General features: G+C 70.6%; 23 protein-coding genes and 4 pseudogenes. 10 read left to right on the top strand and 17 right to left on the bottom strand.

The window, feature by feature from the left end:
- Nucleotides 1–163: 163 nt before the first annotated feature.
- Nucleotides 164–793, top strand: a complete 630-nt coding sequence (locus ACZ68L_RS23700; RefSeq protein ID WP_469579890.1) for a hypothetical protein — start codon at nt 164–166, stop codon at nt 791–793.
- A 140-nt stretch (nt 794–933) separates the two neighbouring features.
- On the opposite strand, the gene ACZ68L_RS23695 is transcribed toward ACZ68L_RS23700, so the two are convergent.
- Nucleotides 934–1,458 (bottom strand): SMI1/KNR4 family protein, encoded by a 525-nt coding sequence (locus ACZ68L_RS23695; RefSeq protein WP_469579888.1) that lies wholly within the window; start codon nt 1,456–1,458, stop codon nt 934–936.
- 302 nt (nt 1,459–1,760) lie between these two features.
- Here ACZ68L_RS23695 and ACZ68L_RS23690 point away from each other — a divergent pair, with 302 nt between their 5' ends.
- The gene (locus tag ACZ68L_RS23690; RefSeq protein ID WP_469579886.1) at nt 1,761–2,417 is read left to right on the top strand and encodes a DUF6461 domain-containing protein; all 657 of its coding nucleotides are present in this window, start codon (nt 1,761–1,763) and stop codon (nt 2,415–2,417) included.
- A 25-nt stretch (nt 2,418–2,442) separates the two neighbouring features.
- Here ACZ68L_RS23690 and ACZ68L_RS23685 read toward each other — a convergent pair.
- The 6 genes and pseudogenes from ACZ68L_RS23685 to ACZ68L_RS23660 all read right to left on the bottom strand — a co-directional run.
- Nucleotides 2,443–2,619 (bottom strand): annotated as a pseudogene (locus tag ACZ68L_RS23685) (recombinase family protein); the annotation flags it as partial.
- Nucleotides 2,620–2,678: 59 nt separating this feature from the next.
- Nucleotides 2,679–3,788, bottom strand: a complete 1,110-nt coding sequence (locus ACZ68L_RS23680; protein WP_469579885.1) for a 2,5-dihydroxypyridine 5,6-dioxygenase NicX family protein — start codon at nt 3,786–3,788, stop codon at nt 2,679–2,681.
- 5 nt (nt 3,789–3,793) lie between these two features.
- A complete protein-coding gene (locus tag ACZ68L_RS23675) occupies nt 3,794–5,020 on the bottom strand; it encodes a CynX/NimT family MFS transporter (protein WP_469579884.1) in 1,227 nt (408 codons plus the stop codon).
- The gene (locus ACZ68L_RS23670; protein ID WP_469579883.1) at nt 5,020–5,760 is read right to left on the bottom strand and encodes a FadR/GntR family transcriptional regulator; all 741 of its coding nucleotides are present in this window, start codon (nt 5,758–5,760) and stop codon (nt 5,020–5,022) included. Before ACZ68L_RS23670 ends, ACZ68L_RS23675 begins: the two co-directional genes overlap by 1 nt.
- Nucleotides 5,761–6,185: 425 nt before the next feature.
- The gene (locus ACZ68L_RS23665) at nt 6,186–7,160 is read right to left on the bottom strand and encodes an Lrp/AsnC family transcriptional regulator (RefSeq protein WP_469579882.1); all 975 of its coding nucleotides are present in this window, start codon (nt 7,158–7,160) and stop codon (nt 6,186–6,188) included.
- A gap of 202 nt (nt 7,161–7,362) precedes the next feature.
- Nucleotides 7,363–8,943, bottom strand: coding sequence for an MFS transporter (locus tag ACZ68L_RS23660; protein WP_469580058.1), 1,581 nt, complete (start codon nt 8,941–8,943; stop codon nt 7,363–7,365).
- Between the two features lie 443 nt (nt 8,944–9,386).
- Here ACZ68L_RS23660 and ACZ68L_RS23655 point away from each other — a divergent pair.
- Nucleotides 9,387–9,720 (top strand): annotated as a pseudogene (locus tag ACZ68L_RS23655) (transposase); the annotation flags it as partial.
- Nucleotides 9,710–10,237 (top strand): annotated as a pseudogene (locus tag ACZ68L_RS23650) (IS5 family transposase); the annotation flags it as partial. The pseudogenes ACZ68L_RS23655 and ACZ68L_RS23650, both read left to right, overlap by 11 nt.
- Before the next feature lie 8 nt (nt 10,238–10,245).
- Here the strand turns inward: ACZ68L_RS23650 and ACZ68L_RS23645 are convergent.
- Complete coding sequence (locus tag ACZ68L_RS23645) at nt 10,246–11,049, bottom strand: sulfite exporter TauE/SafE family protein (protein WP_469579881.1); 804 nt, start codon at nt 11,047–11,049, stop codon at nt 10,246–10,248.
- An 85-nt stretch (nt 11,050–11,134) separates the two neighbouring features.
- Here ACZ68L_RS23645 and ACZ68L_RS23640 point away from each other — a divergent pair, with 85 nt between their 5' ends.
- Nucleotides 11,135–11,908: an AraC family transcriptional regulator gene (locus tag ACZ68L_RS23640; RefSeq protein ID WP_469579879.1), complete on the top strand. Its 774-nt coding sequence runs from the start codon at nt 11,135–11,137 to the stop codon at nt 11,906–11,908.
- A 127-nt stretch (nt 11,909–12,035) separates the two neighbouring features.
- On the opposite strand, the gene ACZ68L_RS23635 is transcribed toward ACZ68L_RS23640, so the two are convergent.
- Nucleotides 12,036–12,302, bottom strand: a complete 267-nt coding sequence (locus tag ACZ68L_RS23635) for a hypothetical protein (RefSeq protein WP_469579877.1) — start codon at nt 12,300–12,302, stop codon at nt 12,036–12,038.
- A gap of 551 nt (nt 12,303–12,853) precedes the next feature.
- Here ACZ68L_RS23635 and ACZ68L_RS23630 point away from each other — a divergent pair.
- The 3 genes and pseudogenes from ACZ68L_RS23630 to ACZ68L_RS23620 all read left to right on the top strand — a co-directional run.
- Nucleotides 12,854–13,201, top strand: a complete 348-nt coding sequence (locus tag ACZ68L_RS23630) for a hypothetical protein (protein WP_469579874.1) — start codon at nt 12,854–12,856, stop codon at nt 13,199–13,201.
- A gap of 216 nt (nt 13,202–13,417) precedes the next feature.
- A complete protein-coding gene (locus ACZ68L_RS23625) occupies nt 13,418–13,972 on the top strand; it encodes an NADPH-dependent FMN reductase (RefSeq protein ID WP_469579871.1) in 555 nt (184 codons plus the stop codon).
- Nucleotides 13,941–14,240 (top strand): annotated as a pseudogene (locus ACZ68L_RS23620) (IS5/IS1182 family transposase); the annotation flags it as partial. The gene ACZ68L_RS23625 and the pseudogene ACZ68L_RS23620, both read left to right, overlap by 32 nt.
- 27 nt (nt 14,241–14,267) lie before the next feature.
- Here the strand turns inward: ACZ68L_RS23620 and ACZ68L_RS23615 are convergent.
- From ACZ68L_RS23615 to ACZ68L_RS23605, 3 genes are all read right to left on the bottom strand, one after another.
- Nucleotides 14,268–14,948 (bottom strand): DUF4232 domain-containing protein, encoded by a 681-nt coding sequence (locus tag ACZ68L_RS23615; protein ID WP_469579869.1) that lies wholly within the window; start codon nt 14,946–14,948, stop codon nt 14,268–14,270.
- A 516-nt stretch (nt 14,949–15,464) separates the two neighbouring features.
- The gene (locus ACZ68L_RS23610) at nt 15,465–16,046 is read right to left on the bottom strand and encodes a TetR/AcrR family transcriptional regulator (protein WP_469579868.1); all 582 of its coding nucleotides are present in this window, start codon (nt 16,044–16,046) and stop codon (nt 15,465–15,467) included.
- Nucleotides 16,043–17,554, bottom strand: coding sequence for an MFS transporter (locus tag ACZ68L_RS23605; protein WP_469579866.1), 1,512 nt, complete (start codon nt 17,552–17,554; stop codon nt 16,043–16,045). The genes ACZ68L_RS23610 and ACZ68L_RS23605 overlap by 4 nt, the downstream gene beginning before the upstream one ends.
- Nucleotides 17,555–17,731: 177 nt before the next feature.
- On the opposite strand from ACZ68L_RS23605, the gene ACZ68L_RS23600 reads away from it, so the two are divergent.
- Complete coding sequence (locus ACZ68L_RS23600; RefSeq protein WP_469579864.1) at nt 17,732–18,034, top strand: hypothetical protein; 303 nt, start codon at nt 17,732–17,734, stop codon at nt 18,032–18,034.
- Nucleotides 18,035–18,343: 309 nt separating this feature from the next.
- On the opposite strand, the gene ACZ68L_RS23595 is transcribed toward ACZ68L_RS23600, so the two are convergent.
- Complete coding sequence (locus ACZ68L_RS23595) at nt 18,344–19,726, bottom strand: DUF445 domain-containing protein (protein ID WP_469579862.1); 1,383 nt, start codon at nt 19,724–19,726, stop codon at nt 18,344–18,346.
- Nucleotides 19,727–19,870: 144 nt separating this feature from the next.
- On the opposite strand from ACZ68L_RS23595, the gene ACZ68L_RS23590 reads away from it, so the two are divergent.
- Nucleotides 19,871–21,121 (top strand): SGNH/GDSL hydrolase family protein, encoded by a 1,251-nt coding sequence (locus tag ACZ68L_RS23590; RefSeq protein WP_469579861.1) that lies wholly within the window; start codon nt 19,871–19,873, stop codon nt 21,119–21,121.
- 67 nt (nt 21,122–21,188) lie between these two features.
- On the opposite strand, the gene ACZ68L_RS23585 is transcribed toward ACZ68L_RS23590, so the two are convergent.
- From ACZ68L_RS23585 to ACZ68L_RS23570, 4 genes are all read right to left on the bottom strand, one after another.
- Nucleotides 21,189–21,872, bottom strand: coding sequence for a DUF1707 SHOCT-like domain-containing protein (locus ACZ68L_RS23585; protein WP_469580056.1), 684 nt, complete (start codon nt 21,870–21,872; stop codon nt 21,189–21,191).
- A 61-nt stretch (nt 21,873–21,933) separates the two neighbouring features.
- Complete coding sequence (locus tag ACZ68L_RS23580; RefSeq protein ID WP_469580054.1) at nt 21,934–22,941, bottom strand: ABC transporter ATP-binding protein; 1,008 nt, start codon at nt 22,939–22,941, stop codon at nt 21,934–21,936.
- A gap of 170 nt (nt 22,942–23,111) precedes the next feature.
- On the bottom strand, nt 23,112–23,999 hold the full coding sequence (locus tag ACZ68L_RS23575; RefSeq protein ID WP_469579859.1) for an ABC transporter permease: 888 nt from the start codon (nt 23,997–23,999) through the stop codon (nt 23,112–23,114).
- Nucleotides 23,992–24,792 carry an ABC transporter permease gene (locus ACZ68L_RS23570; RefSeq protein WP_469580053.1) on the bottom strand — a complete coding sequence of 267 codons (801 nt, stop codon included), beginning with the start codon at nt 24,790–24,792 and terminating at the stop codon, nt 23,992–23,994. The genes ACZ68L_RS23575 and ACZ68L_RS23570 overlap by 8 nt, the downstream gene beginning before the upstream one ends.
- Between the last annotated feature and the right edge of the window lie 14 nt (nt 24,793–24,806).

The raw sequence follows: 24,806 nt of genomic DNA, 5'->3' as shown, positions 1-24,806 counted from the left end.
CGGGCGGGCTTCCGGGCCGGGCCTCGGGCAGGCTTCCGACACAGCCTCGCCACCGCGCGCAACCGCTCACACAACAGATCCATAAGCTCTGGACGTGCCCGCCGGGCTCATGAGTCCATAGGAGACCGGAAGAGGCCGGATCAGCGTCGTCAGGGGGTCGTCAATGCCACGCCTCAGAATGAGATTTCCGAGTGGTCGGCTGTGCGCGGGGATCGTGCTCGGCCCGGTCGTCGGGCTGGGAACACTGTGGCTGCTGACCCTGCTCGGTCGCGCCCTCTACACCTGGGAGGGCACGCTCGGACTGCTGCTGCTGGTGGCGGGGAGCGGCATTGTCATCGGTTGTGCCATGGCACTCGCGCGGCTGGGCACCGGCACCGGGTACTCGTGGGGGTTGCTGGGCGGGATAGCGGCCATGTTCTTCTGCGCCCTGCACATGCAGTACCTCTCGTCCAACGCCCTGCACGACCGGGGCCGGGAGGTGTACGGCGTGATAGAGAAGGAGACCTCCGCGTCCTCCGACCCGGAGGGCATCACGACCTACTCCTACGCCGTCTCCTACCCGGGGAACCTGCGTCAGCGCGAGCTGTCCACGGTGAGCACGGAGTTGCGGACCGGAGCGCGGTATCTCATCACCATCGACCCGCAGCGCAAGGTCCACCCGGTCGTCGGCCCCAGACCCGGTACGGACATCAACGACCTCGTCTGGGAGATCGTGAGCGGCGTATTCGTCGTGCTCTTCTGGACCGCCTCCGTCATGATGGGCTTCCGGCCGCACGAACTCGAAGGCTGGTGACACGATTAGGGCCGCTCGCTCGGATCATGCCGGGCTCGCGTGCCTGTGGGCCGGCCGCGGAGGTCGGCGCGATGCTTCGCGTGGTCATCGCATGGTGGCATCTCCCTTTACCAGGACGGGAGATGCCGCCGTGTTCATTTTCAGGGCAGGAACTCGTAGAACGGGCGGTCGGGCGCGAAGTTGCGGGAGCATAGCGTTACGTCCCTACCTCTGAGGTACGCCAGCAACCAGTCGCTGAACGACATCTCGTAGAGAGTCCAGGCCGGGCTGTCGAACTCCTGAACCACGACGCGCCAGGGCGACGAGGGGCCGTCAGGTACACGGAGGAAAACCGCTTCCCCCGTCGTGGCCGATGCCACCGGTATCAGCTCACCGGGGTTCGCCCCCACCGGACTCGGCAGGAACTCGGCCATGTCCTCCTCGCGCCAGAGGTCGAGGTCCCTCCTGATGAACTCTCCCAGACTATGCAGAAGATGACCGGCGGGGTGCTTCAGATACAACTGCCGGTTGACCTCGATCGAACCGTAGGCGTCCACGATCTCACGGAAGTCCGCGGGAAATCCGATACCGAGTTCCCGCTCCAGTTCGATCCACGGAGCCGGATCCGACCAGTTGAACCGGGGTTCGCCCATCAGGGCCGTGATCTCTGGAAGCGTTGCCACCACTGGGTTCCTTCTCGCACGCCGAGCCGATGCCTGTCTTGGAGTTGACCGCAGTACAGGAGGGAGTCTCCTCGGCCCCCGAAGTTCGTCCATGGTCGTTCCCCCTGGACGGTGGCAGGAACGGCCGAATGAGGGTCCCCGTACACGGGCACAACGTAACCCGCCGAACAACGGAACGCGTTCACCATGTGCAATCAGGCATCATGCGCCGGGCTCCCCGCCGTGCCGCGCGCACGGCCGGGAGCCCGGCGGCCTTGGGGACCCGGGGCCGCCGGGCTCCCGGCCGTGAACGACGGAGGCAGGACATGGAAGCAAGCGCGGACGAGCGGTCGCTCCGCTGGGCGACGGCCTGGATGTGCGTCACCTTCACCCGCGGCCTGAGCCCCGAGGAGGTGTTCACCCGCTACGGGGCCGACCCGGACCGGGCGCGCCCGCTCGACTGGGACGCGGCCTCGGAGCTGCCCTCGGGCGACTCCGGCGACGGGGCGGTCTCGCTGCTGCGGGCCGGGAGGCTCGGCGAATGGGCCTTCTGCGTCGAGGAGGACGGCGTCATCGGCTCCTGGGACGAGCCACTCGCGGAGCTGTCCAGGGGCACCGAGACGTACAGTGTGGCGACCACCGATGGCCTCGACGTCTTCCAGTACTGGCGCGACGGCGAGTGCGTCGAGAACTTCGAGCCCGGCATGGAGTACACGCGGCCCGACCGGACCGCACCCTGGTGGGACCGGGTGGAGACGGCGCTCGCCGCGCACGAGGGCGAGGGGATGGCGCCCGTGGTGGCCCTCGTACTCGACCACCTCGGCATCGCCCTGGACGACGCCACCCTCGCCGGGCCCTGGCCCAGCCTGACGCTCGCCGAGGACAACGCGACGGCGGCGCCGCTGGGCGACACCTACGCGGGCGAGGGGCCGATGCCTCCCCGGCCGCCGCGCGAGGCGTGCGGCCGAGCCGGTCCAGGGTGAGCACGTTGATCCGGTCGCCTGGCCGCGCGAAGCCGAGTAGTGCGGTCAGGCCCTCGCGGTCCATGTTCGCGCCGGTGCGCTTGTCGACGTAGATGTGTTCCTCGGCGATACCGGCTTCGCGAAGCGCGTCGATCTGCCGGTCGAGGTCCTGAGCGGTCGTACTGAAGCGGGCGTAGGCGAGATCGGCTTGCCGATCCGGCACACCCGGCCAAGCGGTCCGGGTGTGCCGGGCACGGTCTTGAGACCTACCGGCCGCTGCGGTCAGCGGCTGTAGCGGGGCGGCAGCACAAGGCGGTCGTTGGGGTCCAGAAGGATGTCGGCAGGGCCGAACTTTCTGGCCAGCTCTTGGATTTCGGGGTCGTCGAGGAGCAGCAGGTAGCCGTCCTCGATGAAGGGCTTGCCGTCGAGGGTGATGGTCGGCCTGTCGAACTGGCAGTCGCAGTGGGCATGCCCGGGGCCTTTGCGGTCGGCCGTTCCCTCCGGGGTGAGGCCGTCGAGGCCGAAGTAGAAGGCGCCGGCGTGCTTCTCACGCTCGAACTGGGTTCCTCCTGCGGACCGCACCTTGGGGTTGAGCCCGATGAGCGCGTGGCGCATGTAGTAGCCGTTCGGTGCGTAGCGCCGCAGTGCGGCGGCTGCGCCGCCCTCGATGGCGGTGACGCGGTTGTTGGCCAGCTCAATTGTGGTCCGTTCGGCGGGGACGCCGGTGACGGTGGATTCCTCGATGACGACGACGCCGTCGGTCTGGTCGGGGTAGAAGTTGACACCGCCGTAGGGGAAGGGGCGCCACATGCCGGGGGTCAGGGGGGCGTGGTGTCCGGCGGTGGTGAAGCTGCGGAAGGTCACATCGGTGCTGAGTGCGGTGGTCACCCGGATTTCTTCTGCAGCGGCGAGCTGGGCCGTTGCCCTGGCCTCCAGCGCAAAGTACAGATCGAGTGGGAGCCGGGCACCAGTGGACAGGGCCGCGGCGGTCGCCGTTTGGTGCAGCGAGACGAACCGGGCTCGGCGCTTGGCGATCTCATCGAAGAACAGGTGTGGTGTGTGCACCTCTCCCCACCAGGTCAGTGAGATCACGACATCGGCAGCGCCATGGGCGGCGGGCAGGAGCGGGGAGGGCGTCGCGCGGTCCCATCCGCCTGCGCTGAACGGTGCGGTGGACAGCACGTGGACGTCGGCGTTGCGGTAGGCGGCCGCTGCCGCGATGGCCTGGATGACCACCGGGTCGGTACTGTGCTCGGCAAGTATCAATACCTGTTCCCCTGCCGCGACGGCGGCGTACTCCAGCAGGTTGTAGACGCCGGGCATCAGCTCGGTGATCGACAGGGGTGCCGCTGTCGGCGTGTCCAGGTAGCTGAAGGGGGCGGTTACGGTCATGGTCGTCAGTCTCCGATCCGTACAGGTGCAGAACTGCATGAGGTGGTCTTCAGGAGGAGGTCCCGGCCAGCGCCGGCTCCGACGACGGCCTGGGTGAGGGTGAGGGCGACCAGCACGGTCAGCGGAAGCGCCCAGCCGCCGGTGAGGTCGTGCAGCGCGCCTAGAAGCAACGGCCCCGAAGCTGCCACCAGGTAGCCGACGCTCTGGGCCATGGAGGCGAGCGCGGCCGCCTGCGAGGCATCGGCCGCCCGCTGGCCCTGGAAGGCCAGGGCCAGGACCAGGCACGCTCCGCCGCCGAAGCCGATGAGCACACTGGAGACGACCGCCAGCTGGGGGGCCACCGCCAGCAGTGCGAAACCCAGAGCGCCGATCGCCGAGGCGGCCGCGGCCAGGATCCGCTGGTCTTTCCACCGGCGGGTCAGGACAGGCAATGTGCTGCTGGAGACGAGGCCGACGATCTGGAAGAGAAACAGCTGCCACCCGGCGGCGGCCTCGCCCACTCCCTGATCGTGCACGATGCTGGGCAGCCAGGCGATGGTGCTGTAGAAGCCAAGGGACTGCAGCCCCATGAACAGGCTGACCTGCCAGGCCAGGGGGGAACGCCAGGGAATGCGCTGCCGTCCCGCATACGTGGGCGTCGCGGGGCCGGTGCGGCGGTACTGCGGAGCCCACACTGCGTAGGCCAGCACCGCGAGGACGGCCCAGCAGCCCAGCGCGGCGCGCCAGCCCCCGGGCAGATGGTCGGCCAGCGGCACGGACACTCCTGACGCCACGGCGGCCAGGAAACCCATGGCGGTGACGTACAGGCCGGTCACCTGGCTGATCCGGTCCTCCGGCACGGTGCTCTTGACCACGGACGGCAGCAGCACGTTGCCGTAGGCGATCGCGGCGGCGACCACCACAGTGCCCGCGAACAGGAAGAACGTGCCGGGAAGGGACCGCAGCAGCAGCCCGACCGCCAGGACGGCCAGAGAGAGGCCCAGGGTGCGCGGGGCGCCGTAGCGGTGTGTGGTGCGGCCGACCAGCGGGGAGGTGGCGGCGAACGTGAGCAGTGGCAGGGTGCTGAGCAGTCCGGTCCAGGCTCCGGACAGGCCGGTCGATCTGCCGATGTCCGGAAGCAGCGGACCGACCCCGGTCAGCGCGGCGCGAAGGTTCGCGGCCACCAGCAACACGCCCACCAGCAGCAACGCAGACACCTGGCCGCCACGTACGGCACCGGGCACCTCACGCATCAGGACCGGCCCCGGTCTACCGCATCGTCGTGTTCGGCGACCGCGTCCTGGCCCGCTTCGTCGGCCAGCCGGCTGGTCACCCGGACCAGCATGGATGCCGCGTAGCGGGCGGCAACCGCGTCGCCTGCGGCGACTGCGTCGACGAGCGCACCGTGCCAATGGTCGTGCTCGGCAGCGACGTCGTCGTCCCAGGGCAGCGCCGTCAGCAAGGACGACAAAGCACTGCCCAGGTAGTCGTACAACTCCCCGAGCAGTTCGTTGCCACCGGCCTGTACCACTGCCCGATGGAAAGCGCCGTCGGCGGCAGCGACCTGCGTCATGGACCCCGAGCGGTTACTCTCCTGCACCGCCGCCAGCACCTCGCGCAGCCGCGCAATGTCTGCCTGGGAGCGCCGTTCGGCAGCCAGCCCGGCGGCATGCTCCTCCAGCACCGCCCGCAACTCCAGAACATCCACCGGCCGCGTCGTGGCCGTCCGTCGCAGCAGGACGGCTTCCAACTCGTTGGCCACCCGGACATAGGTGCCGTCGCCGACCCGCGACTCCAGCAGACCCAGATGCACCAGAGCCCGCTGCGCCTCACGGACTGTATTCCGGCTGACCTGGAGCAGGCCGGCAAGCTCCAACTCTCCCGGGATCCGGGTGCCTACCGGCCATTTCCCCGTGGCCAGCTGCTCCCGCAGCTGGTCGGCGACCTGCGCGGCGAGAGTCGACGCTCGGCGCGGCTGCCGCAAAGCATCCATGGAGACCTCCAAATGTTGGACATCTGAACATCTGCATAAAAACACACGGACAGTCGAATCGGCTAGCGCCGACTTGCGCGGCCTGGCCTAGGAGCCCTCGTCGTAGGGGGTAGCCGGTCAGGTCGATCAGGCCGGTCGGCTCGGCGACTTCCGCGCCCTCGCGCAGGATGCCGTCCTGTCGCTCCGGCTCGCTCATCCACCCGGCGGAGTTCTGCCAGTTCTTGGACAGGCGCGGGTCGATGAGCGTCGCGCGGGCTTCGTCGTGTCCGACGATGAGCCACACCTCACGGCCGCCGGGAAGGCGGACCCACTGAACGGGCCCCTGCGCACGCAGATCGGCGTATACGGGATAGGGGGCGGCGGTGAACGCCTGCCGGTCGGAGCCGAGGTCGATCACGGTGCCTCCTGGGGTGGGGGACAGGAGGTCAGCGGCTGGGCTCGTAGGTGAGCTGCTTGACCTGGCGCAGGATGAAGGCGGTCTCGGCAGACTGGATGCCGTCGAGACTGCCGATCTTGTCGCTGAGGTAGGCGTAGACGTGCTCGGGGCTACGGAAGAGGCCAGAGACGACGAGGTTGGCCAGGCCGGTAGTGGCGGAGGCGAACTGCACCTCAGGGTGGCTGGCCAGGGCCTGTCCGGCGGCGGTGGTGGCGTGAGGGGCGACGGTGAGCCAGAGCATGGCCTGCACGTCGTGGCCCATGGTCGCGTGGTCGTACTGGACGTCGAAGTACAGGACGCCCGTGGACCGTAGACGGTCGAGCCGTCTTTTGACGGCGGATTCCGGCTGCCCGGTGACGGTTTGCAGAGTGCTGAGGGTGCTCCGGCCATCCCGTGACAGGAGAGCCAGGAGTTCGTCGTCCGCGGCGTCGAGCAGGACGGGGTCTTCGAGGGGTGCAGGGGCCGGCGGGCGCAGTGCTTCCTGCTGGCTGCGGTCGAGCGCGTCGATCTTGGCAAGCCATCCAAGCGGGCCGCCGTAGAAGCGGTGCAGCAGGCAGTGGGCCGTCACGGAGCCCACGTGCGGGGTGCGGGGCAGCCGTTCGAGGAGCAGTTCGTCTCGCTCGCGGGTGCTGCGCGGCTTCATCCCGCAGATGACTTCGGTGCCGCCGGACATGAGGGCGACGTAGATCGTGTCAGGGCGCTTGGCGAGCGCGCCGGCGAGCTGTCCGGCCACGTCCGGTGTGCAATGCAGGCGGACGATCCAGCTCTGCCGCGCGAGCCGGGCGTCGTCGGTCATGCCAAGGACGCGGAGGTTGACGGCGGCGAGCAGGCGACGGTAGCGACGGGCCACGGTCTGGTCGGAGACACCAAGCACGGACGCGATCCGTTTGAAGGGCGCGCGTCCGTCGAGTTGCAGCGCCTGCAGGAGCTTCAGGTCGAGGGAATCAAGTGTGGGCAAGGGCACCGGTGCTCCTGACGGACTGAGTCTGGGCGGGCTGTGCTGTCGGACATGCGGCCCGCGGCGATCCCAGGATCAGCCCGGTTCGGGGTGGGAGGCCACCGTGTGTCCGTCGGGTGAGAGGCCGGGAGCGGGCGCCTCCGCTCCCGGCCTTGCAGGGTGTCCCGCTGTTCCCGCAGGGAACACCCTGCAGGCAGTGGGGCCGCTGTCAGGTTGCTGTGTGCCCTGCGGGAGGGCCGGTCTGTACCAGCGCAGCAGTGGCTTCACGGACTATTCCGCGCCGGTCGTCCTGGATATCCGGTGTGTCAGGCGTCGAGTGCTGCGGTGGGCGGCGCAGCAGGACCATGCCGACCAGCGCTGCGAGCAGAACCAGGGCTGCGGCGACGATCAGGCACAGATGGATGCCGTCGAGGAAGGAATCGCTCACGGCGCTCAGGGCCCTCCCCTTGGCGCTTCCCAGATCCATCCGGGCCACTGCGCCCAGGCCCCTGCTGCTTACGGCTGACGTGATCCGGTCCGTGGTCGGTCCGGGCAGGCCGGCCCCGGTGAGGTGGCCGGGCAAGGCGTCGGTGGCCTTGGTGGTGAGCAGCGCGCCGAGGACCGCAGGTCCGAGCGCGCCACCGACTTGACGGAAGGCGTTGTTGCCGGCGGCAGCCATGCCTGCGAGGTGGTGCGGGACCGAGGCCACGGCCGTGGCGGTCATCGGCGTGATGATCGCGCCCAGGCCCGCGCCCAGGAGAGCCAGCCGCCAGGCCAACGATCCGAAGGAGGTGTCGGCGCCGATGCTGGTCAGGGAAAGCAGGGCAGCCGCCGTGACGAGCAGCCCGCTGGTGATGAGCAGGCGTGCCGAGACCCGGTGCATCAGACGTCCGGCCGGGATGCCCACCAGGATGGACATCCCGGTGACCGCGAGGAGCCTGTAGCCCGCCGCCAGGGTGTCCAGCTGCTGCACGAGACCGAAGTACAGGCTCAGGACGAAGAAGAAGCCGATCAGCCCTAGGAAGGTGATCGTTGCGATCAGGGTCGTCGCGGTGAATGCGGGACTGCGGAACAGGGACAGGTCCAGCATGGGACTGCTGCTGCGGCGCTCCGCCACCACGAAGGCCACAGCGCTGACCACGCCCACCATCAGCGACAGAACCACCCGGGAGTCGGTGAAGGAGGCGGCGCCACCCTCGATGACGCCGTAGACCAGGGCGGTGATGGCAAGGGCGGCAGTGATCTGGCCGGGCCAGTCCAGGCGCCGTGTACCTGGGGCACGGGAGTCGGTCACCAGCCGGGCCGCAGCCGCCATGGTGAGGAGGCAGGCGGGAATGGGCAGAAGGTAGATCCAGTGCCAGGCAGCGCGGTCGAGGATGACACCGGCGATCAGCGGCCCGATGGCCAGGGCGGCCAGAAGGGCGGTGGCCCACAGGCCGACGTACTTGCCACGCTCGCGCGGGTCGGGCACTGCGTGACTGATCAGCGCCAGCGTGGTGGGCAGCAGCGCGGCCGCGCCGAGCCCGGCGAATGCCTGGCCGACCCACAGGACCTGGACCGACTGGGAGCACAGGGCGATAGCGGCGCCGACCGCGGCGAAGGCGAGCCCGGCCTGGAAGACCTTCTTGCGGCCGTGGACGTCACCGAAGACACCGGCGGTCAGGATCAGCGCGGCCATGGGCAGGACGAAGGCGTCAGAGACCCAGGACAGCTCGGCCGTCGATGTGTGCAGGGCCCGTTGGATGGCCGGCAGGCTCACTGACACGGTGGTCACTGGCAGATAGGCGACAAACACGCCGACGCAGGCCATCACGACCGTGGCCGCTCGCCGCTGGGATGGCAGGTTTGCTGGACTGGGGGCGTTCACAGAGTTCTCCCTTGCGGCGCCGAGCGCCGCGGTCAGATGATTCCGGCCGTCACCCTCGGACACGGACCGTTCCGAGGCCAGCCACCGGCGCGAGCCACCGGAAAATCGACACAGGCACCCAACGTCGTGAGGATTTTCGACACCCGCTTGCGGTGTTGACCGATCGGCCTTGAGCGCCGTTCCCCGCGGCGCAGGAGTGCCGCGATCTGTGGAAAGCCCTGGCAATGGCCGGCGTCCCGCTCCTCGACTCGCTGGCCAAGCAGGGATACATGACGTGAGTCGTCATGTACGTGGCTCCATGCTTGGGGTATGAAGTCGGAGCGGTTGCTCTCCAGCCTGCTGTTGCTGCAGACCCATGGGCAGATGACTGCCAGCGAGCTGGTGACCTGCACGTATGTGATGTCGCCGTGGTCTCGCAGGCCGGGTCGGTCCTGCTGGTGGAAACGGTCCGCAAGACCGGCCTCGACCAGGCGATATCCGTGGCGCCGGCGCCGTGGCGGAAGTCGCGGGCCGTCCATGATCCCGGGAAGGTTCTCCTGGACGTCGCGCTGGCGGTCGCGTTGGGCGGGGACTGCCTGGCCGATGTCGGCATGCTGCGGTCCGAGCCGGCCGTGTTCGGGGCGGTTATCTCCGACCCGACAGTCTCCCGCCTCATGGACGCCCTCGCAGCCTCCGGGGAGCAAGCTCGGCGGGCAATCCGTGCCGCGCGGTCGGCGCGCGGGGGGAGTTGGACTGGTCGCGGTGCGCGATCGACTCCGTCAGTGTCCGGGCGGCAAAAGAGGGCTTCTGACGGGACCGAATCCGACCGACCATGGCAAACCCGGATCGAAAATCCACTTGATCACCGACCGGAACGGGCTGCCGCTGTCGCTCGGGATCTCCGGCGCCAACATGCATGAAGTCAGGGACTGGAACCGCTCGTGCGCGGTATCCCGCCCATCCGGTCCCGCCGCGGCCCCCGCCGCAGGCGTCCGGCCAAACTGCACGCGGACAAGGGGTACGACTACGACCACCTGCGCCGATGGCTCCGCAAACGAGGCATCCGCCACCGCATCGCCCGCAAGGGCATCGAGTCCTCAACCCGCCTCGGCCGCCACCGCTGGGTCGTCGAACGACCGTGTCCTGGCTCGCCGGCTGCCGACGCCTGCACCGCCGCTACGAACGCAAACCCGAGCACTTCCTCGCCTTCGTCGGCATAGCCGCAACCCTCATCTGCCACCGCCGCCTCACCAAGTGAAACGACCTCTAAGCCGCGAGCAACATCGCGACCGTCACCATGGCAAGCAGCCCGATGTACGCCCAGGCGTAGGTGCGGTCGGGGATCCGCGGCGGGCGCCGCCGCAGCACCGCGATCACCGGCAGCGCTCCGAGGAGCAGTGCCGAGGCGGCGCGGAGGTCGACGAGACCCACCAGGTGCACCTGCGCGTCCGCGGCGGCGGGGACCGCGGCGCCGCCCAGCGACAAGGCGGTGGCCGGGAGCGCGATGGCGAGGGTGAGGGGGTTGGCCAGCGCGGTCGCCACGTGCATCGTGTGCCCGGCCCGTCGCATCGCGGGGACGGTCATGACGCTGCCTCCCACGCCGAGAAAGGCCGCGACCGCGCCGACCGGCGCGCCGAGGACGGCCGACGGCGGACGCGGAGCATCGCGGGTCGCCTCGACCCGGGTGCGTGGGCGCAGGAAGCCGGGGCGCAGGAGCAGGTCGGCGATGGTGAGAGCGACGTACGCGACGAACGCCCAGCGGGCCAGATCGGCCGGGGCGAGGCGTGTGGCGAGCGCGCCGGCCGAGGCACCGGCCGCCAGCAGGAGCAGCAGCGTGCCGCTGCCGCGGAGCGCGAGGAGGACCCGCCGCGGTGTGACGGCCGTCGCGAACCCGGCGTTCACCAGCATCACCAGGGCCGAGGTGGCCGTCGCCACCCGCATCGCGTCCGCGCCGAGTGCGGCGTCCGCCCACACCACGACCGGCACCGCGACGAATCCGCCGCCGAACCCGAACAACACCGTCGTCGTCCCGGTGAGGAGTCCGATCCCGATCAATGCCACCACGTCCATGGGCCCCACTCCACCAGCTCGGGCAGGGTTCCCGCATGCGATGGTCGGCACCATTCCTTCGCGTCTCGGCCAGTAGGGTGGGTGGGTGAAGAACGTCTCCTTGGACGACGTCGACCACGTCGACCGGGCCGTCCTGCCGATCGGCACCGACTACCCGCACGGCCATGTACTGGACTGGCACGAACACCGGCGCGCGCAGTTCCTCTACGGCGCCACCGGGGTCATGGTCGTCGACACCGCCGAGGGCAGCTGGACCGTTCCGCCCGAGCGCGCCGTACTGATTCCGGCCGCTACCCGGCACCGGGTCCGCATGATGGGGGTGAGCACCCGGAGCCTGTACATCGAGCCGGACGCCATCCCCTGGTGGCCCGGCACCTGCACGGTCGTGGACGTTTCGCCGCTGCTGCGCGAACTGCTCCTGGCCGCCGTCGAGTTCGAGGCCGACTACAGCCTTTCCGGGCGGGAGGGAAGCATCGCCGCGCTCCTCCTGCACGAGATCGCCGAGCTCTCCCCGCTCCCGTTCCACGTCGGCCTTCCCGCCTCAGCCGATCTCGCGAGGCTCTGCCGCGAGTACCTCGCCGCTCCTGACGCGGGCGTCACCAATGCCACGTGGGCCGCGAGGACGGCCATGAGTGAACGGGCCTTCACCCGGCGCTTCCGCTCCGAGACCGGTGACAGCCCCGCCGTCTGGCGGGCTCGCGCCCGCCTGCTCGCGGCCGTCCCACTGCTGCGCGCCGCCTCGGTCAGCGAGGTCGGCGGCCGTCTCGGCTACGCCTCTCCCGCCGCGTTCACCGCCGCCTTCACGCGTACCTTCGGCATGCCGCCGTCCCGCTTCGCGGCCAGGAGCGTGTCTCAGTAACGGGCAAGCGGCGGGCGGTCGTGATCGGCGGGGACGGTGCCCAGCGGATGGCTCACGAAGTCGTCGGCGGTCCCGGCCGCGCAGGGCGGGAAGCAGGGGACGCCGACAGCAGCCCGGATGCGATGAACTACCGCACGTCCCCCAGCCAGTCCCACCTGTCCGGCGCGCCGTGCCTGGGCCCGTACTCGGCGCGGCCACCCGGACCGTAGGCGCCGATCTCCGTGATCAGCATGGCTCCGGTCGCACGTTCCTCGGCCGTCCAGCCGGTCACGTCCAGGAGCAGCCCGTCGAGGGGGCCGCCGACCAGTTCCACGTACTCGTGGCCGGGCTGCGGTCCGGGGTCGGGGTCGTCGTGGTCGGCGCCGTAGACCCGGCGCCGCATCAGCTCGTCCATGTGGGCAGGATCGCATCGACCACTGACATCACCAGGCGACTTCGTACTTCACGAACGGTCTCGGCAGGGACCGGGGTCATGGACGACGACAGCCCCCGCTGACGTCGGCCGGTTCCTCTGCCGTGCGGTCGTGCTGTTCGGTGAGGTTGTCGACGCCCTCCAGGAGAAAGCGAACAGGGTTCAACTGGGCGTTCACGTAAGAGTTGTAGGACGCGGTCAGCTACGACCAGTCGCAACACAACAGGAAGACCGCATCGGCGGGATCATCCTCCTCTCCATCGGTGGGATCGTGGTCGCGGTGGTCGGCTGGGCCGGGGCGGTCATGGGCAACCAGAGGTTCAAGGAGTCGCGGCCTCGCGTCGTTGGGCCCGGCCAGACCCCGGGGAGCCACCGGTGGCGGGGGTTCGCACGTGACCCGCATGGCCGTCGGCAGAACCGATTCAGCAGTTCCCGTCCGGGTGAAGAAATCCCGTATCCGTCAGTAGTCGCAGGTCAGCCGCACAGACTTGGGCGGTTCCGATATTTCCTTTCCCGCACAAGGAGTGCCTTTCATGCGTCTTCGTTCCACCGTGGCTGCCGCCTTCGGAGCGCTCGCGCTCATCGTCGCCGTGCCGGCCTCCGCCGACGCGGCCTCCGGAGACTTCGGCTACACGTACAGCGGTCTCGACGGCTCCCCGCAGATCGGCTTCCTCGTCGACCCGCCGAGCGGGGTCTGCATCACCCTGCCCGAGGTCGCCGACCCCGCCTCGTCGAGCCCCGCCCACACGCCGTGGAACCACACCGACGCGACTGCCGTCGTCTTCACCGGCGTCGACTGCGAGGGCGACTACTACCCCCTCCGGCCCAACGGCGGCCACGCCTCCAGCCGGCTGAAGCTGCGGTCCGTCGTCTTCAGCTGATCCGTCACCACCGTGCGACCCCACCCCGGTACGAGCCTCACCGCGCTCGTACCGGGGTGGGTGTTTGCGGGGTGGCGAGTCGTCACGGGTGGCGAGTCGTCACGGGAGGGGGTGGAGTCGTCGCAGGCGGGTGAGGGGGCGCCGTCGGCGGGGCCGCCACGGCGCGGGTTCCATGGGATGGGGGAATGAGGCCTGGCCCGAGCTGGTTGGTCGGACATGTCGACGCCTCGTGTGATCCTTTTGCTGTCCGGGAGTCTGCGCAGCGGCTCCTCCAACGAGACCGTGCTGCGCACCGCACGGGCGGTGGCGCCCGCGGATGTCCGGACCGTCCTGTACGGCGGCCTCGCGACGCTCCCGCATTTCAATCCCGATGACGACACCGATCCGCTGCCGGAGCCGGTGGCCGCGCTGCGCGCGGCGATAGGCGAGGCGGATGCCGTTCTGGTCTGTACGCCGGAGTACGCGGGGACCCTGCCGGGGGCGTTCAAGAACCTGCTGGACTGGACGGTCGGCGGCACCGAGATCTGCGACAAGCCGACCGCGTGGGTGAACACCGCCACCCCCGGCCGCGGCCAGGGCGCGGAGGCCACGCTGCGGACGGTTCTCGGCTACACCGGCGCGGACATCGTGGAGCCGGCCTGCGTACGGATCGCCGTGGACCGGAACGCGGTCGACGCGGAGGGGATCATCACGGACCCGGATGCCCGCGAGCGACTCGGGCAGGTCCTCGGGCTGCTGACGGGGCGGGCCGCGGAGATCAAGCACGACTAAGGCCGGTCCGCGGGTCCCGAAAGAAGGAACGACGCCCCGAAACCACCGCCCCGACGAGGGAGTCGGACGGTCGCGGGGCGGTCTGACCAGCAAAATCCACCTCTCCGGTGAAGGCGGCTGCCGCCCCTGGCCCTTGCGCAACGAAGTCGAGCGGACCATCAACCGGCTCACGAACTTCCGGGCCGTCGCGATCCGTTACGACAAGCGGGCCTACGTCTTCCACGGCACACTCACCGCAGCAGCGATCCGCCTCTGGCTCCGCCCATGATCCGCCGGACAGTGCCTGACGCGCGGGTCAGCCCTCGCCCTGACCGGCGCTGCCCATCGGGCCGACCTTCACCTGGGAGCCGGAGCCGTCCGTGACGGGCAGCGTGGCGGCACCCGGCCAGTCGAGCGTGACCGACTTCGTCTCGTCCGGCGGGGTCACCACCAGGCCCGTGATGCGGACGCCGGAGCCGCCCGACTTGTTGCTCGGGTAGTTGATACCGAAGTACACCGACTTCCCGGCCTTGAGGGTCATCGGGGTGGCCTTCTCACCGGTGCGCTTCGCGGACAGCGACCCCGAGCTGGTCTTCAGGTCGACGCCCGCGTACCCGGAGAGCGTGCAGTCCCGGCCGCCGCCGTTCTTCAGCTCCACCGCGACGGTCTCATCGGTGTCGCCGTCGATGGTGCTGTCCGCCGCCGTGATCTTCAGCTCGTCGGTGCGGCACTTGCCGACCTGGCCGTTCTCGTTGGAACCGGTCCCGGCGGCCGTGCCCTGTCCGCCGGCGCTCTTCCCGGCGGAGTCCTTCCCGCCGCCCTGATCCGAACCGCCCGAGCCCGAACCGCCCGAGCCCGAACCACCGCTCGCGGAAGACGCGGTGGACGCGGACGACGGGGCGCTCTGTCCCGTGCTTTCGTCGCCGTTCTGGCAGGCCGTGAGCGAGAGACCCGCGACAACGGCCAGGGCGGCGAAGGTCAGCTTGTGAACACGCATCGTTTCTTCCTCAGTATCGGTGGGGGGTGCCGGCTGCTCGGTACGAGTCGGTACGAGCGAGAGTTTCTGATCACCAGGACCCGCCCTGCCCGGTGAACCGTTCCGCCCAACCACCCCCTAATACATCCCTGTTACACGCACAGCCAGGCACAACACGCACCACCACCGGGCACACCGCGCCGGGGCACGCCGCCGGCCGGCCGGGACGGCGGTTCCCGCCACCGTTCCGCACCTGTCCGCGGCCGCCGCCCGCTGGGACAGACCCGTAACCCGGCGGATCTTGACCACAACCGGTGGCACGCCCTCCTCGACCCGCCTCGCCCGCGCCCGGGGCAGCCGCCCGGCCGCACCGCCCAGTCCGCGAGCGCCGGTTCCACGCTCCTCGCCGATGGCGCCACACCCCCGGTCGTTCCCGGGCGCTCCATCACCCGTGACGACGCCGTCCGCCCGGCCCGAGGACAGCGGTTCGCCTCGCGGAGGAGTCGCCCTTCGCGGAGGGCCGCACCTCGACGCTCCTCAGCCGGCGATCAGGGCCTGCAGCGCGGGCGCGTACAGATCCGCGATGTGTTCGGGGGCGGCTTCCGCACCCGCGCCGTCGCGGTGGAGGCTGAGGGTGGCGCCGAGGCCGAGGAGGTGGCCGGCGATCAGTTCGGCGCGCAGGGCGGGTTCGGGACCGGGAAGGCGGGCGGCCAGGGGTTCGGTGACCTGTTCGTGGAAGCGGTCGCGCAGCAGCGAGCGTTCGTCGCGATTGCCGAGCGAGAAGACCACCCGCAGCAGGGGGTCGGACTGCAGCTCCCGGCGGCGCCTGACCAGCGTCACAACCATGTGGCGGCCCAGCGTGCCGAGCGGTGCGTCGAAGAGTTCCGCGGCCGCGGGGCCGAAGTCGGCGACGGTGTTGAAGAGCTCTTCCTTGCGGCCGAAGTGCTTGACGACCAGGGACGGGCTCACCCCCGCGTCGGCCGCTATGCCTCTGATGGTCACCTCGGCGTACGGTCGCTGCGTGAACGCCCGGCGCGCGGCCCGCAGGATCGCGTCCCGGCCCGTGCCCGCCGCGTCCACGGCACCCGGCGCCGGTACGGTGGCCTGGCCGCTGGTCATGCGCCCTCCCGGATCGAGATCGTCCGCACACCGTCCTCCCGGTCGCCGGGGGCGTTGCGGCTCCCTTCGACCGTACCCGTCGCGGACGTACGGCTGCCGGGCAGGCACAGCGTGACCAGCAGCGCCGCGAGTGCGGCGCCCGCCGCGACCAGGAAGACCACCTGGTAGGCGTGGAGCGTCGGGGCCGTCCGGCCGCCCACCAGGAACGTGAGGTTGGCGAGCACCGCGGCCACCGTCGCGCTGCAGAACGCCTGCCCGACCGACCGCATCAAGGTGTTGAGGCCGTTGGCCGCGCCCGTCTCACTGACCGGGACGCCGCGCATCACCAGCGCGGGCAGCGCCGAGTACGCGATGGCCGTGCCCGAGGCGACGACCGTCGCACCGGCGATGATCAGCCAGAGGCTGTGACTGGTGAAGTACCGCACCACGTATCCGGCCGCGATCACCCCCGCCGCCAACGCCAGGCTGACCTTGGGACCGTACTTCGCGGAGATCCGCGCCGAGACCGGCGAGAGCGCCACCATCATCACGCCGCCCGGCAGCAGACACAGCCCGCTGACGACGAGCGAGGCGCCCAGCCCGTAACCCGTCGCCTTCGGCTCCTGCACCATCTGCGCGGTGACCAGGGAGTTGGCGTAGAAGGCGAAGCCGATCAGCAGGGCCGCGACATTGGTCAGCAGGACGGCCGGGCGGGCCGACACACGCAGATCCACCATGGGCGTCGGGACGCGGAGCTCGTACGCGCCCCAGACCGGCGCCAGCACCACGGCCGCGACGAGCAGTCCGACCGTACGGGCCGAGGTCCAGCCCCAGTCCGCGCCCTGGGTGACCGCGAGCAGCAGGCAGACCAGGGTCCCGGACAGGCCCAGCGCGCCGACGGCGTCGAAACGGCCGCGGGTGCGGATCGGGGACTCCGGTACGCACCACAGCACCAGCAGGATGTCGATGACGCCGATCACCCCCGAGACCCAGAACATCGTGTGCCAGTCGAAGTTCTCGACGACGAGCGCCGCGACCGGGAGCCCGATCGCCGCGCCGATGCCGAGCGTCGAACTCATCAGCGCCACGGCGGACAGCACGCGCTCGGGCGGGAGTTCGTCACGCAGGATGCTGATGCCCAGCGGCGCCACGGCGAGCGCCGCGCCCTGCAGGGCGCGGCCGACAATCAGTACGCCGATGTGGGAGCTGACCGCGCACAGCACCGAACCCAGCACCAGCACCATGAGCGAGGCGACGAGCACCCGCCGCTTGCCGTACATGTCACCGACGCGGCCCAGGACGGGCGTGAAGACGGCGCCGGTGAGCAGAGTGACGGTGACCAGCCAACTGGCCGCGGCCGGGGTGGCGCCGGTGAGGGCCGGGATGTGCGGGAGCAGCGGTACGACGATCGTCTGCATGACCGCGACCACGACGCCGCAGAAGGCCAGCACGCCGACGGCGAAACGAGGATGCGGGGCCGGTTCGGCGGTGGCGGCGGCGGTGGTCGAGGCGGGTATGTCCGCGGGCATGGCTCTCCGTACGGTGCTCGTCGGCCGGGGCATCGCGCAGGGGTGCACGAACGTTCACCCGCTCAGGGTAAACGCCTGTGCACCCCCTCGGCGACAGGAAGTACGGGCTCCGCGTTAGCCTCGAAGCCCCGGGCTCCTGACCCGGACGACACGGACGAGAAGGCGAAGGTGGCTGCGATGGCGAAGGTTCCGGCAGCGGCGGTGGCGGCGAGCGGGCTGGTCGGCGGGTACGCCGTCGCCCGGTGGACGAAGAAGCGGCCGCTGGGCGGGGTCGCCCTCGCCGCCGCGGGCAGCGTCGCCGCGTACGAGTGGAACCGGCAGGCGGGACCGCGTGCGGCCGCCGGGCTGACCGCCGCGTATGTCGCCGCGTTCGCCGGTTCGCACCCGCTGGCCAAGAAGGTCGGTGCCTGGCCCGCCGTCTTCGCCGTGGCGGGCGGCGTGGCCGCCGCGTCGTGGGCGGTCACGCGCCGGGCCGTCTGAATCACCTCGGACGCCCGCGATCCCGTCGCCGGCGCACCGCCGGTGACGGCCCGCCGCACCGTTCGACCGCGGGCGGTGCCCCCGTACGTTCACGGGGGCACCGCGCGCGAGAGCGGGCACGCATCCGTACGGCCGAGGACGGGCACACGGACGGGTACACGGACGGACACGCCCCCAAAGCCCCTCAAGGGCCCTGGAGTCCCCTCCGAGCTCCCGGCGCCCGTCCCCGCGAACCGGCGCCCCGGGGGCACGCCGGGCCCTCGGCTTTCCTCGGACCGGAACCCCCGGCCTTCGCGCGCGCCCCGCGCCCTACGCCCCCAGCGCCCGCGACACCGTGTAGATCAGCAGCCCCGCCAGCGCACCCACCACCGTGCCGTTGATCCGGATGAACTGCAGGTCGCGGCCGATGTGCGCCTCGATCTTCTTCGACGTCTGCTCCGCGTCCCAGCTCGCGACCGTGTCGCTGATCAGCGAGGTGATCTCCGGGCGGTACGTCGTGACGACATAGACCGCGGCGTCCTCCAGCCAGCCCTCCAGCTTGGCCTGCATCCGCCCGTCCGTCGCCAGCCGCGCGCCGAACGTCAGCAGTGAGGCGCGCGCCCGCAGCCGCAGCTCGCTCTGCTCGTCGTCCGCCGCCGCGATGACCATCGTGCGTACGGACGACCAGGCCGACGCGATGACCTCCTGGACCTCACCGCGCCCCAGGATCTCCGACTTCAGCCGCTCCACTCGTGCCCGGGTGTCCGTGTCCGTCTGGAGGTCGGCGGCGAAGTCCGTCAGGAAGGTGTCGATCGAGGCGCGCGCCGGATGCCCCGGCATGTCCCGCATCTCCGTGATGAAGCGCAGCAGCTCCTTGTAGACCCGCTCCCCCACCCGCTTGTCGACGAACCGCGGCGTCCAGCCCGGTGCCCCGCCCTGCACCGCGTCCATCACCGAATCGCCGTGCAGCACCAGCCAGTCGTGGGCGCGCACACAGATCAGGTCCACCACCCTGCGGTGGCCGCCGTCGGCGACGATCTTCTCCAGCATCTTGCCGAGGCCGGGGGCGATCTCCGCCGCGTTGGCCCGCCGGGTGATCGCCTCGCCCACCACGGCCTGCACATCGGAGTCCCGCAGCACCGTCAGCGCGCCGCGCAGCGCGGTCGACAGCTCGGCGGTGACCCGGTCGGCGTGCTGCGGCTCGGCCAGCCAGGCCCCGAGCCGACCGCCGATGCCGAGCGAATGTATGCGGCTCCGTACGACATCGCCGGAAAGAAAATTCTCCCCGACGAAGGAACCCAGGGAGGCCCCCAGCTGGTCCTTCTTGGTGGGGATGATGGCGGTGTGCGGGATCGGCAGGCCGAGCGGACGCTTGAACAGCGCCGTGACGGCGAACCAGTCGGCCAGCGCACCCACCATCCCCGCCTCGGCTGCGGCGGCGACGAAGCCCGGCCAGCCGCCCACGCCCGCGTTCTTCGCCCAGGTGGCGAGGACGTACACCAGCGCGACCAGCAGAAGGAGGCCCGTCGCCGTGGTCTTCATCCGGCGTACGCCGCGCCGCTTCTCCTCGTCGGCGGCGGTGTACGCGAACGAGGCAAGGGGGGCCGGACGGCCGCCGGGCGCGGAACGGGCCGCACCCGCCACCTGCTCTTGGGCACGCTCCGCCTGCCCCGCACCCTGTTCCCCGGGTCCGGTCCGATCGATCCGTTCCATCCGCTCCACCCGTCCGCGTACGTATCGCCCCCGGTGTCCCGTACGCATTGTCCTTACCTGACCTACTCCCGGGCCGCACGTCGAGTTCCCGGAGCCCTGCCCCATCATGGGATCAGCCGACAACCACGAGGAGAAAAACCGCCCATGCCCAGGCGTCAGGGGTACGCCCTGCTCATCGCCCTCGTGGCGGGCACCGCCGCACTCGCCGCCGGTGTGGCGTTCGCCGGCTCCCTGCTGTTCTCCGGCTCCGGCACCGGCCGCAAGCAGATCGCCGCACCCGACCCGCGGTCCGTCGCCCGTACGCCCGCCGCGCCCGCCCACTCCACCGGCCTCTGGCTCAGCACCTGGACGGCGGCACCCACCACCGGCGTGATCGACACGTACCACGGCGGCGACCCGGCCCGGCGCACCATCCGTAACGTCGTGCACACCAGCATCGGGGGCGACGCGGCCCGCATCACCCTCTCCAACCTCTTCGGTACGCACCCGCTGGTGATGGACCACGCCACGGTGAACACCCGCCCCGTGACCTTCCGGGGCGCGTCCGCCGTCACCGTCGCCGCGGGCGGACGGGTCGTCAGCGACCCGGTCGTCGTCCCGGTCGCCGCCGACACGGATCTCGTCGTCACCCTGCGCACTCCCACCGCCGAGGGTCCCGTCACGATCCACCCGGGCACCCACCAGACGTCGTACGTGGAGGACGCACGGGGCACCTGGCGCACCACCGACTGGCGCTACCTCACCGCCGTCGACGTGCACAACGAGACCGCCGCCGGAACGATCGCGGTGATCGGCGACTCGCTCACGGCGGGCACCGGCTCCACCCTCGACGCCGACAGCCGCTGGCCCGACGTCCTGGCCGACCGGCTGCACGACCGGTACGCAGTGGCCAACGCGGGCATCGCGGGCAACCGCATCCTGCGCGACGGACGCGGCGTACGGGCGAGTGCCCGCTTCGACCGCGACGTACTGGACGTCGCCGGGGTGAGGACCGTCGTCATCGCGCTGGGCATCAACGATGTGCAGCAGTCCCCGCAGGAGACCGACCCGCGACGCATCGCGGACGCCCTGCGGTCCCTGACCCAGCGCGCCCACGCACGCGGAGTGCGGGTCGTCGGGGCGACGCTGATGCCGTACGAGGGGTTCCGCACCTGGACGCCCGCCCAGAACGCCGTACGGGAACAGGTCAACGGGCTGATCCGGGCGGGCGGGATCTTCGACTCGGTCATCGATTTCGACCAGGCGGCCCGCGACCCGTACCGCCCCTCCCGGCTCCTGCCGTCCTACGACTCCGGCGACCACCTCCACCTGAACGACACGGGCTACCGGCGGCTGGGCTCGCTGATGGATCCGGCGGCCCTGCGGCACGGACAGCCCGTCTCCGACCAGCTCTGACGAGAAGGGCCGGGGCACGCGAGCCCGGCCCGGTCCAGACGAAGGGTTACGGCCTCGCCCGCGGCCGTTAGTCCTTCTCCAGCCGCCCGCGCCGCCGGTCCAATTCCCGCACCCGTTCGGCCTCCTTCAGCCGCTGCTTCTCCGCCTTGCTCCGCTTGCGCTCCACACCGACGCCGCCCATCAGCGCGAACCCGGTGACACGCACCCGCGGGGCATCCGGCGACGGATCCCCGTCGTCCTTCGAGCGGTCCCCGAAGCCGCCCATGATGCCGAGGCCCCTGACGTCGGTATTCAGCTCCGGCGGCACCACCACATGAATACCGCCCATGATCGTGATGCAGCGGATCACCACCTCGCGGTCCTCGAAGTCGGCCTCGCGCAGATCGATCTCACCGCCGCCCCACATCGCGAACGCGGTGAACTTCCGGCCCACCGTCCAGTTCCCCCGGCGACCGAACCCGCCCCAGATCGCGAAGGCCCCGTTCGACGTGGCGGGCTTGCCGACCCGGTCCGCCCAGCGCGCCGCCGATCCCGTCGCCCGGCGTGCCGGGGCCGGGGCCGGGGTCAACGAGGCCACCTCCGTGCCCGGCGCCGGAAGGTCGCGTACGAGCGGCTCCAGTTCCCCGTGCGTACGCGCCTTGTAGGCCGATTCGAGCCGATGCTCGAACTCCTCCATCTCCAGCCGGCCCTCGGCCACCGCCTCGCGCAGGGTCTCGGCGACACGCTCACGCTCGGTATCGGAGGCACGCATTTCCGGAAGTTCACTTGTCATACCGCGCAGCCTATTGAACGCGTACGCTCCCGTCACCGACCTACATGCCGCCGGCCGACGCGTACATCTTCGCGATCACATCCTCGATGTCTGGCTCGCGCACCGACAGGTCGACCAGCGGGTAGTCCGCGGCGATCCGGGCGACCAGCGGCGCGGCCGACTCCGAGGCCGGGAAGGCCAGCCACTGGCGCGGCCCCTCCACCTTCACCGTGCGGACCGAGGGCGACGAGTCCAGCCGGATCGGGGGGAGTTGACGCGCCAGGTCGACCACCAGGGTCCGCTCGCTCTCGCCCACCTCATGCAGCCCGGCGAGCGCGCCGTCGTACATCAGCCGGCCGTGGTCGATCACCATCACGCGCTTGCAGAGCTGCTCGATGTCCGTCAGATCGTGCGTGGTGAGCAGCACGGTCGTGCCGCGTTCTGCGTTCAAGTCCCGCAGGAACTGCCGGACTTTGACCTTGGACACCACATCCAGGCCGATCGTCGGCTCGTCCAGGTACAGCACCTCGGGATCGTGCAGCAGCGCCGCCGCGATGTCACCGCGCATCCGCTGCCCCAGCGACAGCTGCCGTACGGGTACGTCCAACAGCTCGCCCAGATCGAGGAGTTCGACGCAGCGGTCCAGATTCTCGCGGAAGCGGGCGTCGGGAATCCGGTACATCCGGTGCATCAGCCGGTAGGAGTCGCGCAGTGGCAGGTCCCACCAGAGCGTGGTGCGCTGGCCGAACACCACACCGATCCGGTGCGCCAGCCTCGTACGCTCCCGGGACGGGTCGATGCCCGCCACCCGCAGCCGGCCGCCGCTCGGGGTGAGGATGCCGGTCAGCATCTTGATCGTGGTCGACTTCCCGGCGCCGTTCGGCCCGATGTAGCCGACCATCTCGCCGCGCGCGACGCGGAAGCTGATGGAGTCGACCGCCCGCACCTGGCGGCGTTCACCGCGCATGAAGCCGGTCTTCCGGCGCACGTCGAAGACCTTCTCGACGTTGTCGAGCTCGATGAATCCGGCGCCGGCGCCGGCGCCGGCGCCGGTGCGTGCGGCGTCCATGGTTTCGGTGGTGTCGGTGGTGTCGATACCGCTGACAGCGGTGTCGGTATCGGTGTCGGGTCCCGCGTCCATGTCCCTCGTCCCTGACCTTGTCCCTGGCCTGCCCTGCGCTGTCCTGCGCTGCCCTGCGCTGTCCTGCGCTGTCCTGCCCTGTCCTGCCCGGTGTTCCGTCAATTTCCCGTGCTGCGGTAGGCGCGCAGCCCCGTGCGCCAGGCCAGACCCGCGAGCAGCCCGCACAGGCCCGCCACCACCGGGGGCAGGAACGCCACCCAGTCCGGCAGGTCCAGCGGATAGTCCCGGCCCAGCACGTAGAGCGCGGGCAGCCAGTTCACGAAGGCCAGCGGCACCACGAACGTCACCCCGCGCACCAGATCCTTCGCGAAGATCGACGGCGGGTACTGGAGCAGCGTGTTCCCTCCGTACGTGAAGGAGTTCTGCACCTCGGAGGCGTCCTGCGCGACGAACTGGAACGCCGCCCCGGCCACGAACACCGCGGCGAAGATCGTCGCCCCGCTCAGCAGCATCAGCGGGATCATCACCACCCTCAGCGGCGTCCAGTCGATGTCCAGCGCCACCAGCGCGTACCCGAGGACCAGCGCCCCCTGGGTGATCCGCCCCAGCCTGCGCAGCGCGAACCGGTCCGCCGCGACCTGGGCGAGCACCGGCACCGGCCGTACCAGCAGCGTGTCCAGCGTGCCGTCGCGCACCCGCCGCCCCAGCCGGTCCATCGAGCCCATCACCAGGTCGGCGAGCCCGAACGCGGTACCCGAGGCCCCGTACAGCAGGGCGATCTCGGGCAGTGAGTATCCGCCCAGCGCGTCCACGTGCGAGAACATCAGCAGGATCGCGACGAAGTCGAAGGCGGTCGCCGCGAAGTTCCCGAACGCCGTCATCGCGAACGAGGCACGGTACGCCATCGTCGAGCGCAGCCACATCGCCGCGATCAGCCCGTATGCCCGGACCCCCTCGACGAGCCTCGACCGCTCGACGAACACCACCTCGGGCGGGTCCGCCGTCCCGGCCCCGGCCGCCTTCACCGCCCCGGCCGTCTCAGCCACCCTGGACCACCACCCTCCTCGTCGCCACCGACTGCACCAACCGCCCCACCAGCAGCAGCGTCACAGCCCAGCCGCCCTGGAAGGCATACGCCTCCACCAGACCCCACCCCGTGCGCTTGCCGAGCAGCACATCGGCCGGCACCTGGAGCAGCGACGCCCACGGCAGGACGCGCGCCACCTCGCCCAGCGCCCCGGGGAACAGCGTCAGCGGCAGCAGCATCCCGGAGAAGAACATCCCGGCCAGGGCCGTCATCTGCGACACCCCCGCCCCGTCCAGCAGCCAGAACGCGGAAAGCGCCACCAGATAGCGGAGGGCGAAACTGACCACGACACCGAGCGCCACCGAGACGAGAAAGGCCAGCCAGACCCCCGGCGAGCCGGGCAGCGCCAGCTCGAAGGCGAGCGAGCCCAGCAGCATCGGCACGATGCCGCGGCCCAGCAGATGGAACGCCGCCCGCCCCAAGTCTCCCGCCAGCCACCACAGTTGGAGATCCACGGGCCGGTAGAGATCGACCGCGACATCGCCGGTACGGATCCGCTCGATCAGCTCGTCCTCGAAACCGCCGCCCATCATGGCGCAGGTCATCAGCAGAGCCTGCCCCAGCCACACATAGGTGAGCGCCTCGGGCATGTCGTAGCCGCCGAGCCGCGGACGCTCGTCCCACAGCGCCACATAGGTGTACGCCATGATGAAACCGAAGACGGTGTTGGTGAAGACTCCCGCCGCCGTCGCCGTCCTGTAGGTGGCATAGCGCCGGAACCCGCCCGCCGCCACCACCGCGTACAGCCGCACCGCATCCACCCCCG

The organism is Streptomyces sp. NPDC104309 (genome assembly GCF_055584025.1).
This window is presented reverse-complemented; position numbering and strand designations above follow the sequence as displayed.

What these genes read in the sequence shown, in the direction of transcription:
- ACZ68L_RS23700 (WP_469579890.1), top strand. Translation starts at nt 164, where the DNA reads ATGCCACGCCTCAGAATGAGATTTCCGAGTGGTCGGCTGTGCGCGGGG.
- ACZ68L_RS23690 (WP_469579886.1), top strand. Translation starts at nt 1,761, where the DNA reads ATGGAAGCAAGCGCGGACGAGCGGTCGCTCCGCTGGGCGACGGCCTGG.
- ACZ68L_RS23680 (WP_469579885.1), bottom strand. Translation starts at nt 3,788, where the DNA reads ATGACCGTAACCGCCCCCTTCAGCTACCTGGACACGCCGACAGCGGCA.
- ACZ68L_RS23675 (WP_469579884.1), bottom strand. Translation starts at nt 5,020, where the DNA reads ATGCGTGAGGTGCCCGGTGCCGTACGTGGCGGCCAGGTGTCTGCGTTG.
- ACZ68L_RS23670 (WP_469579883.1), bottom strand. Translation starts at nt 5,760, where the DNA reads ATGGATGCTTTGCGGCAGCCGCGCCGAGCGTCGACTCTCGCCGCGCAG.
- ACZ68L_RS23660 (WP_469580058.1), bottom strand. Translation starts at nt 8,943, where the DNA reads ATGGCCTGCGTCGGCGTGTTTGTCGCCTATCTGCCAGTGACCACCGTG.
- ACZ68L_RS23645 (WP_469579881.1), bottom strand. Translation starts at nt 11,049, where the DNA reads ATGGACGTGGTGGCATTGATCGGGATCGGACTCCTCACCGGGACGACG.
- ACZ68L_RS23635 (WP_469579877.1), bottom strand. Translation starts at nt 12,302, where the DNA reads ATGGACGAGCTGATGCGGCGCCGGGTCTACGGCGCCGACCACGACGAC.
- ACZ68L_RS23630 (WP_469579874.1), top strand. Translation starts at nt 12,854, where the DNA reads ATGCGTCTTCGTTCCACCGTGGCTGCCGCCTTCGGAGCGCTCGCGCTC.
- ACZ68L_RS23625 (WP_469579871.1), top strand. Translation starts at nt 13,418, where the DNA reads ATGTCGACGCCTCGTGTGATCCTTTTGCTGTCCGGGAGTCTGCGCAGC.
- ACZ68L_RS23615 (WP_469579869.1), bottom strand. Translation starts at nt 14,948, where the DNA reads ATGCGTGTTCACAAGCTGACCTTCGCCGCCCTGGCCGTTGTCGCGGGT.
- ACZ68L_RS23610 (WP_469579868.1), bottom strand. Translation starts at nt 16,046, where the DNA reads ATGACCAGCGGCCAGGCCACCGTACCGGCGCCGGGTGCCGTGGACGCG.
- ACZ68L_RS23605 (WP_469579866.1), bottom strand. Translation starts at nt 17,554, where the DNA reads ATGCCCGCGGACATACCCGCCTCGACCACCGCCGCCGCCACCGCCGAA.
- ACZ68L_RS23600 (WP_469579864.1), top strand. Translation starts at nt 17,732, where the DNA reads ATGGCGAAGGTTCCGGCAGCGGCGGTGGCGGCGAGCGGGCTGGTCGGC.
- ACZ68L_RS23595 (WP_469579862.1), bottom strand. Translation starts at nt 19,726, where the DNA reads ATGGAACGGATCGATCGGACCGGACCCGGGGAACAGGGTGCGGGGCAG.
- ACZ68L_RS23590 (WP_469579861.1), top strand. Translation starts at nt 19,871, where the DNA reads ATGCCCAGGCGTCAGGGGTACGCCCTGCTCATCGCCCTCGTGGCGGGC.
- ACZ68L_RS23585 (WP_469580056.1), bottom strand. Translation starts at nt 21,872, where the DNA reads ATGCGTGCCTCCGATACCGAGCGTGAGCGTGTCGCCGAGACCCTGCGC.
- ACZ68L_RS23580 (WP_469580054.1), bottom strand. Translation starts at nt 22,941, where the DNA reads ATGGACGCCGCACGCACCGGCGCCGGCGCCGGCGCCGGCGCCGGATTC.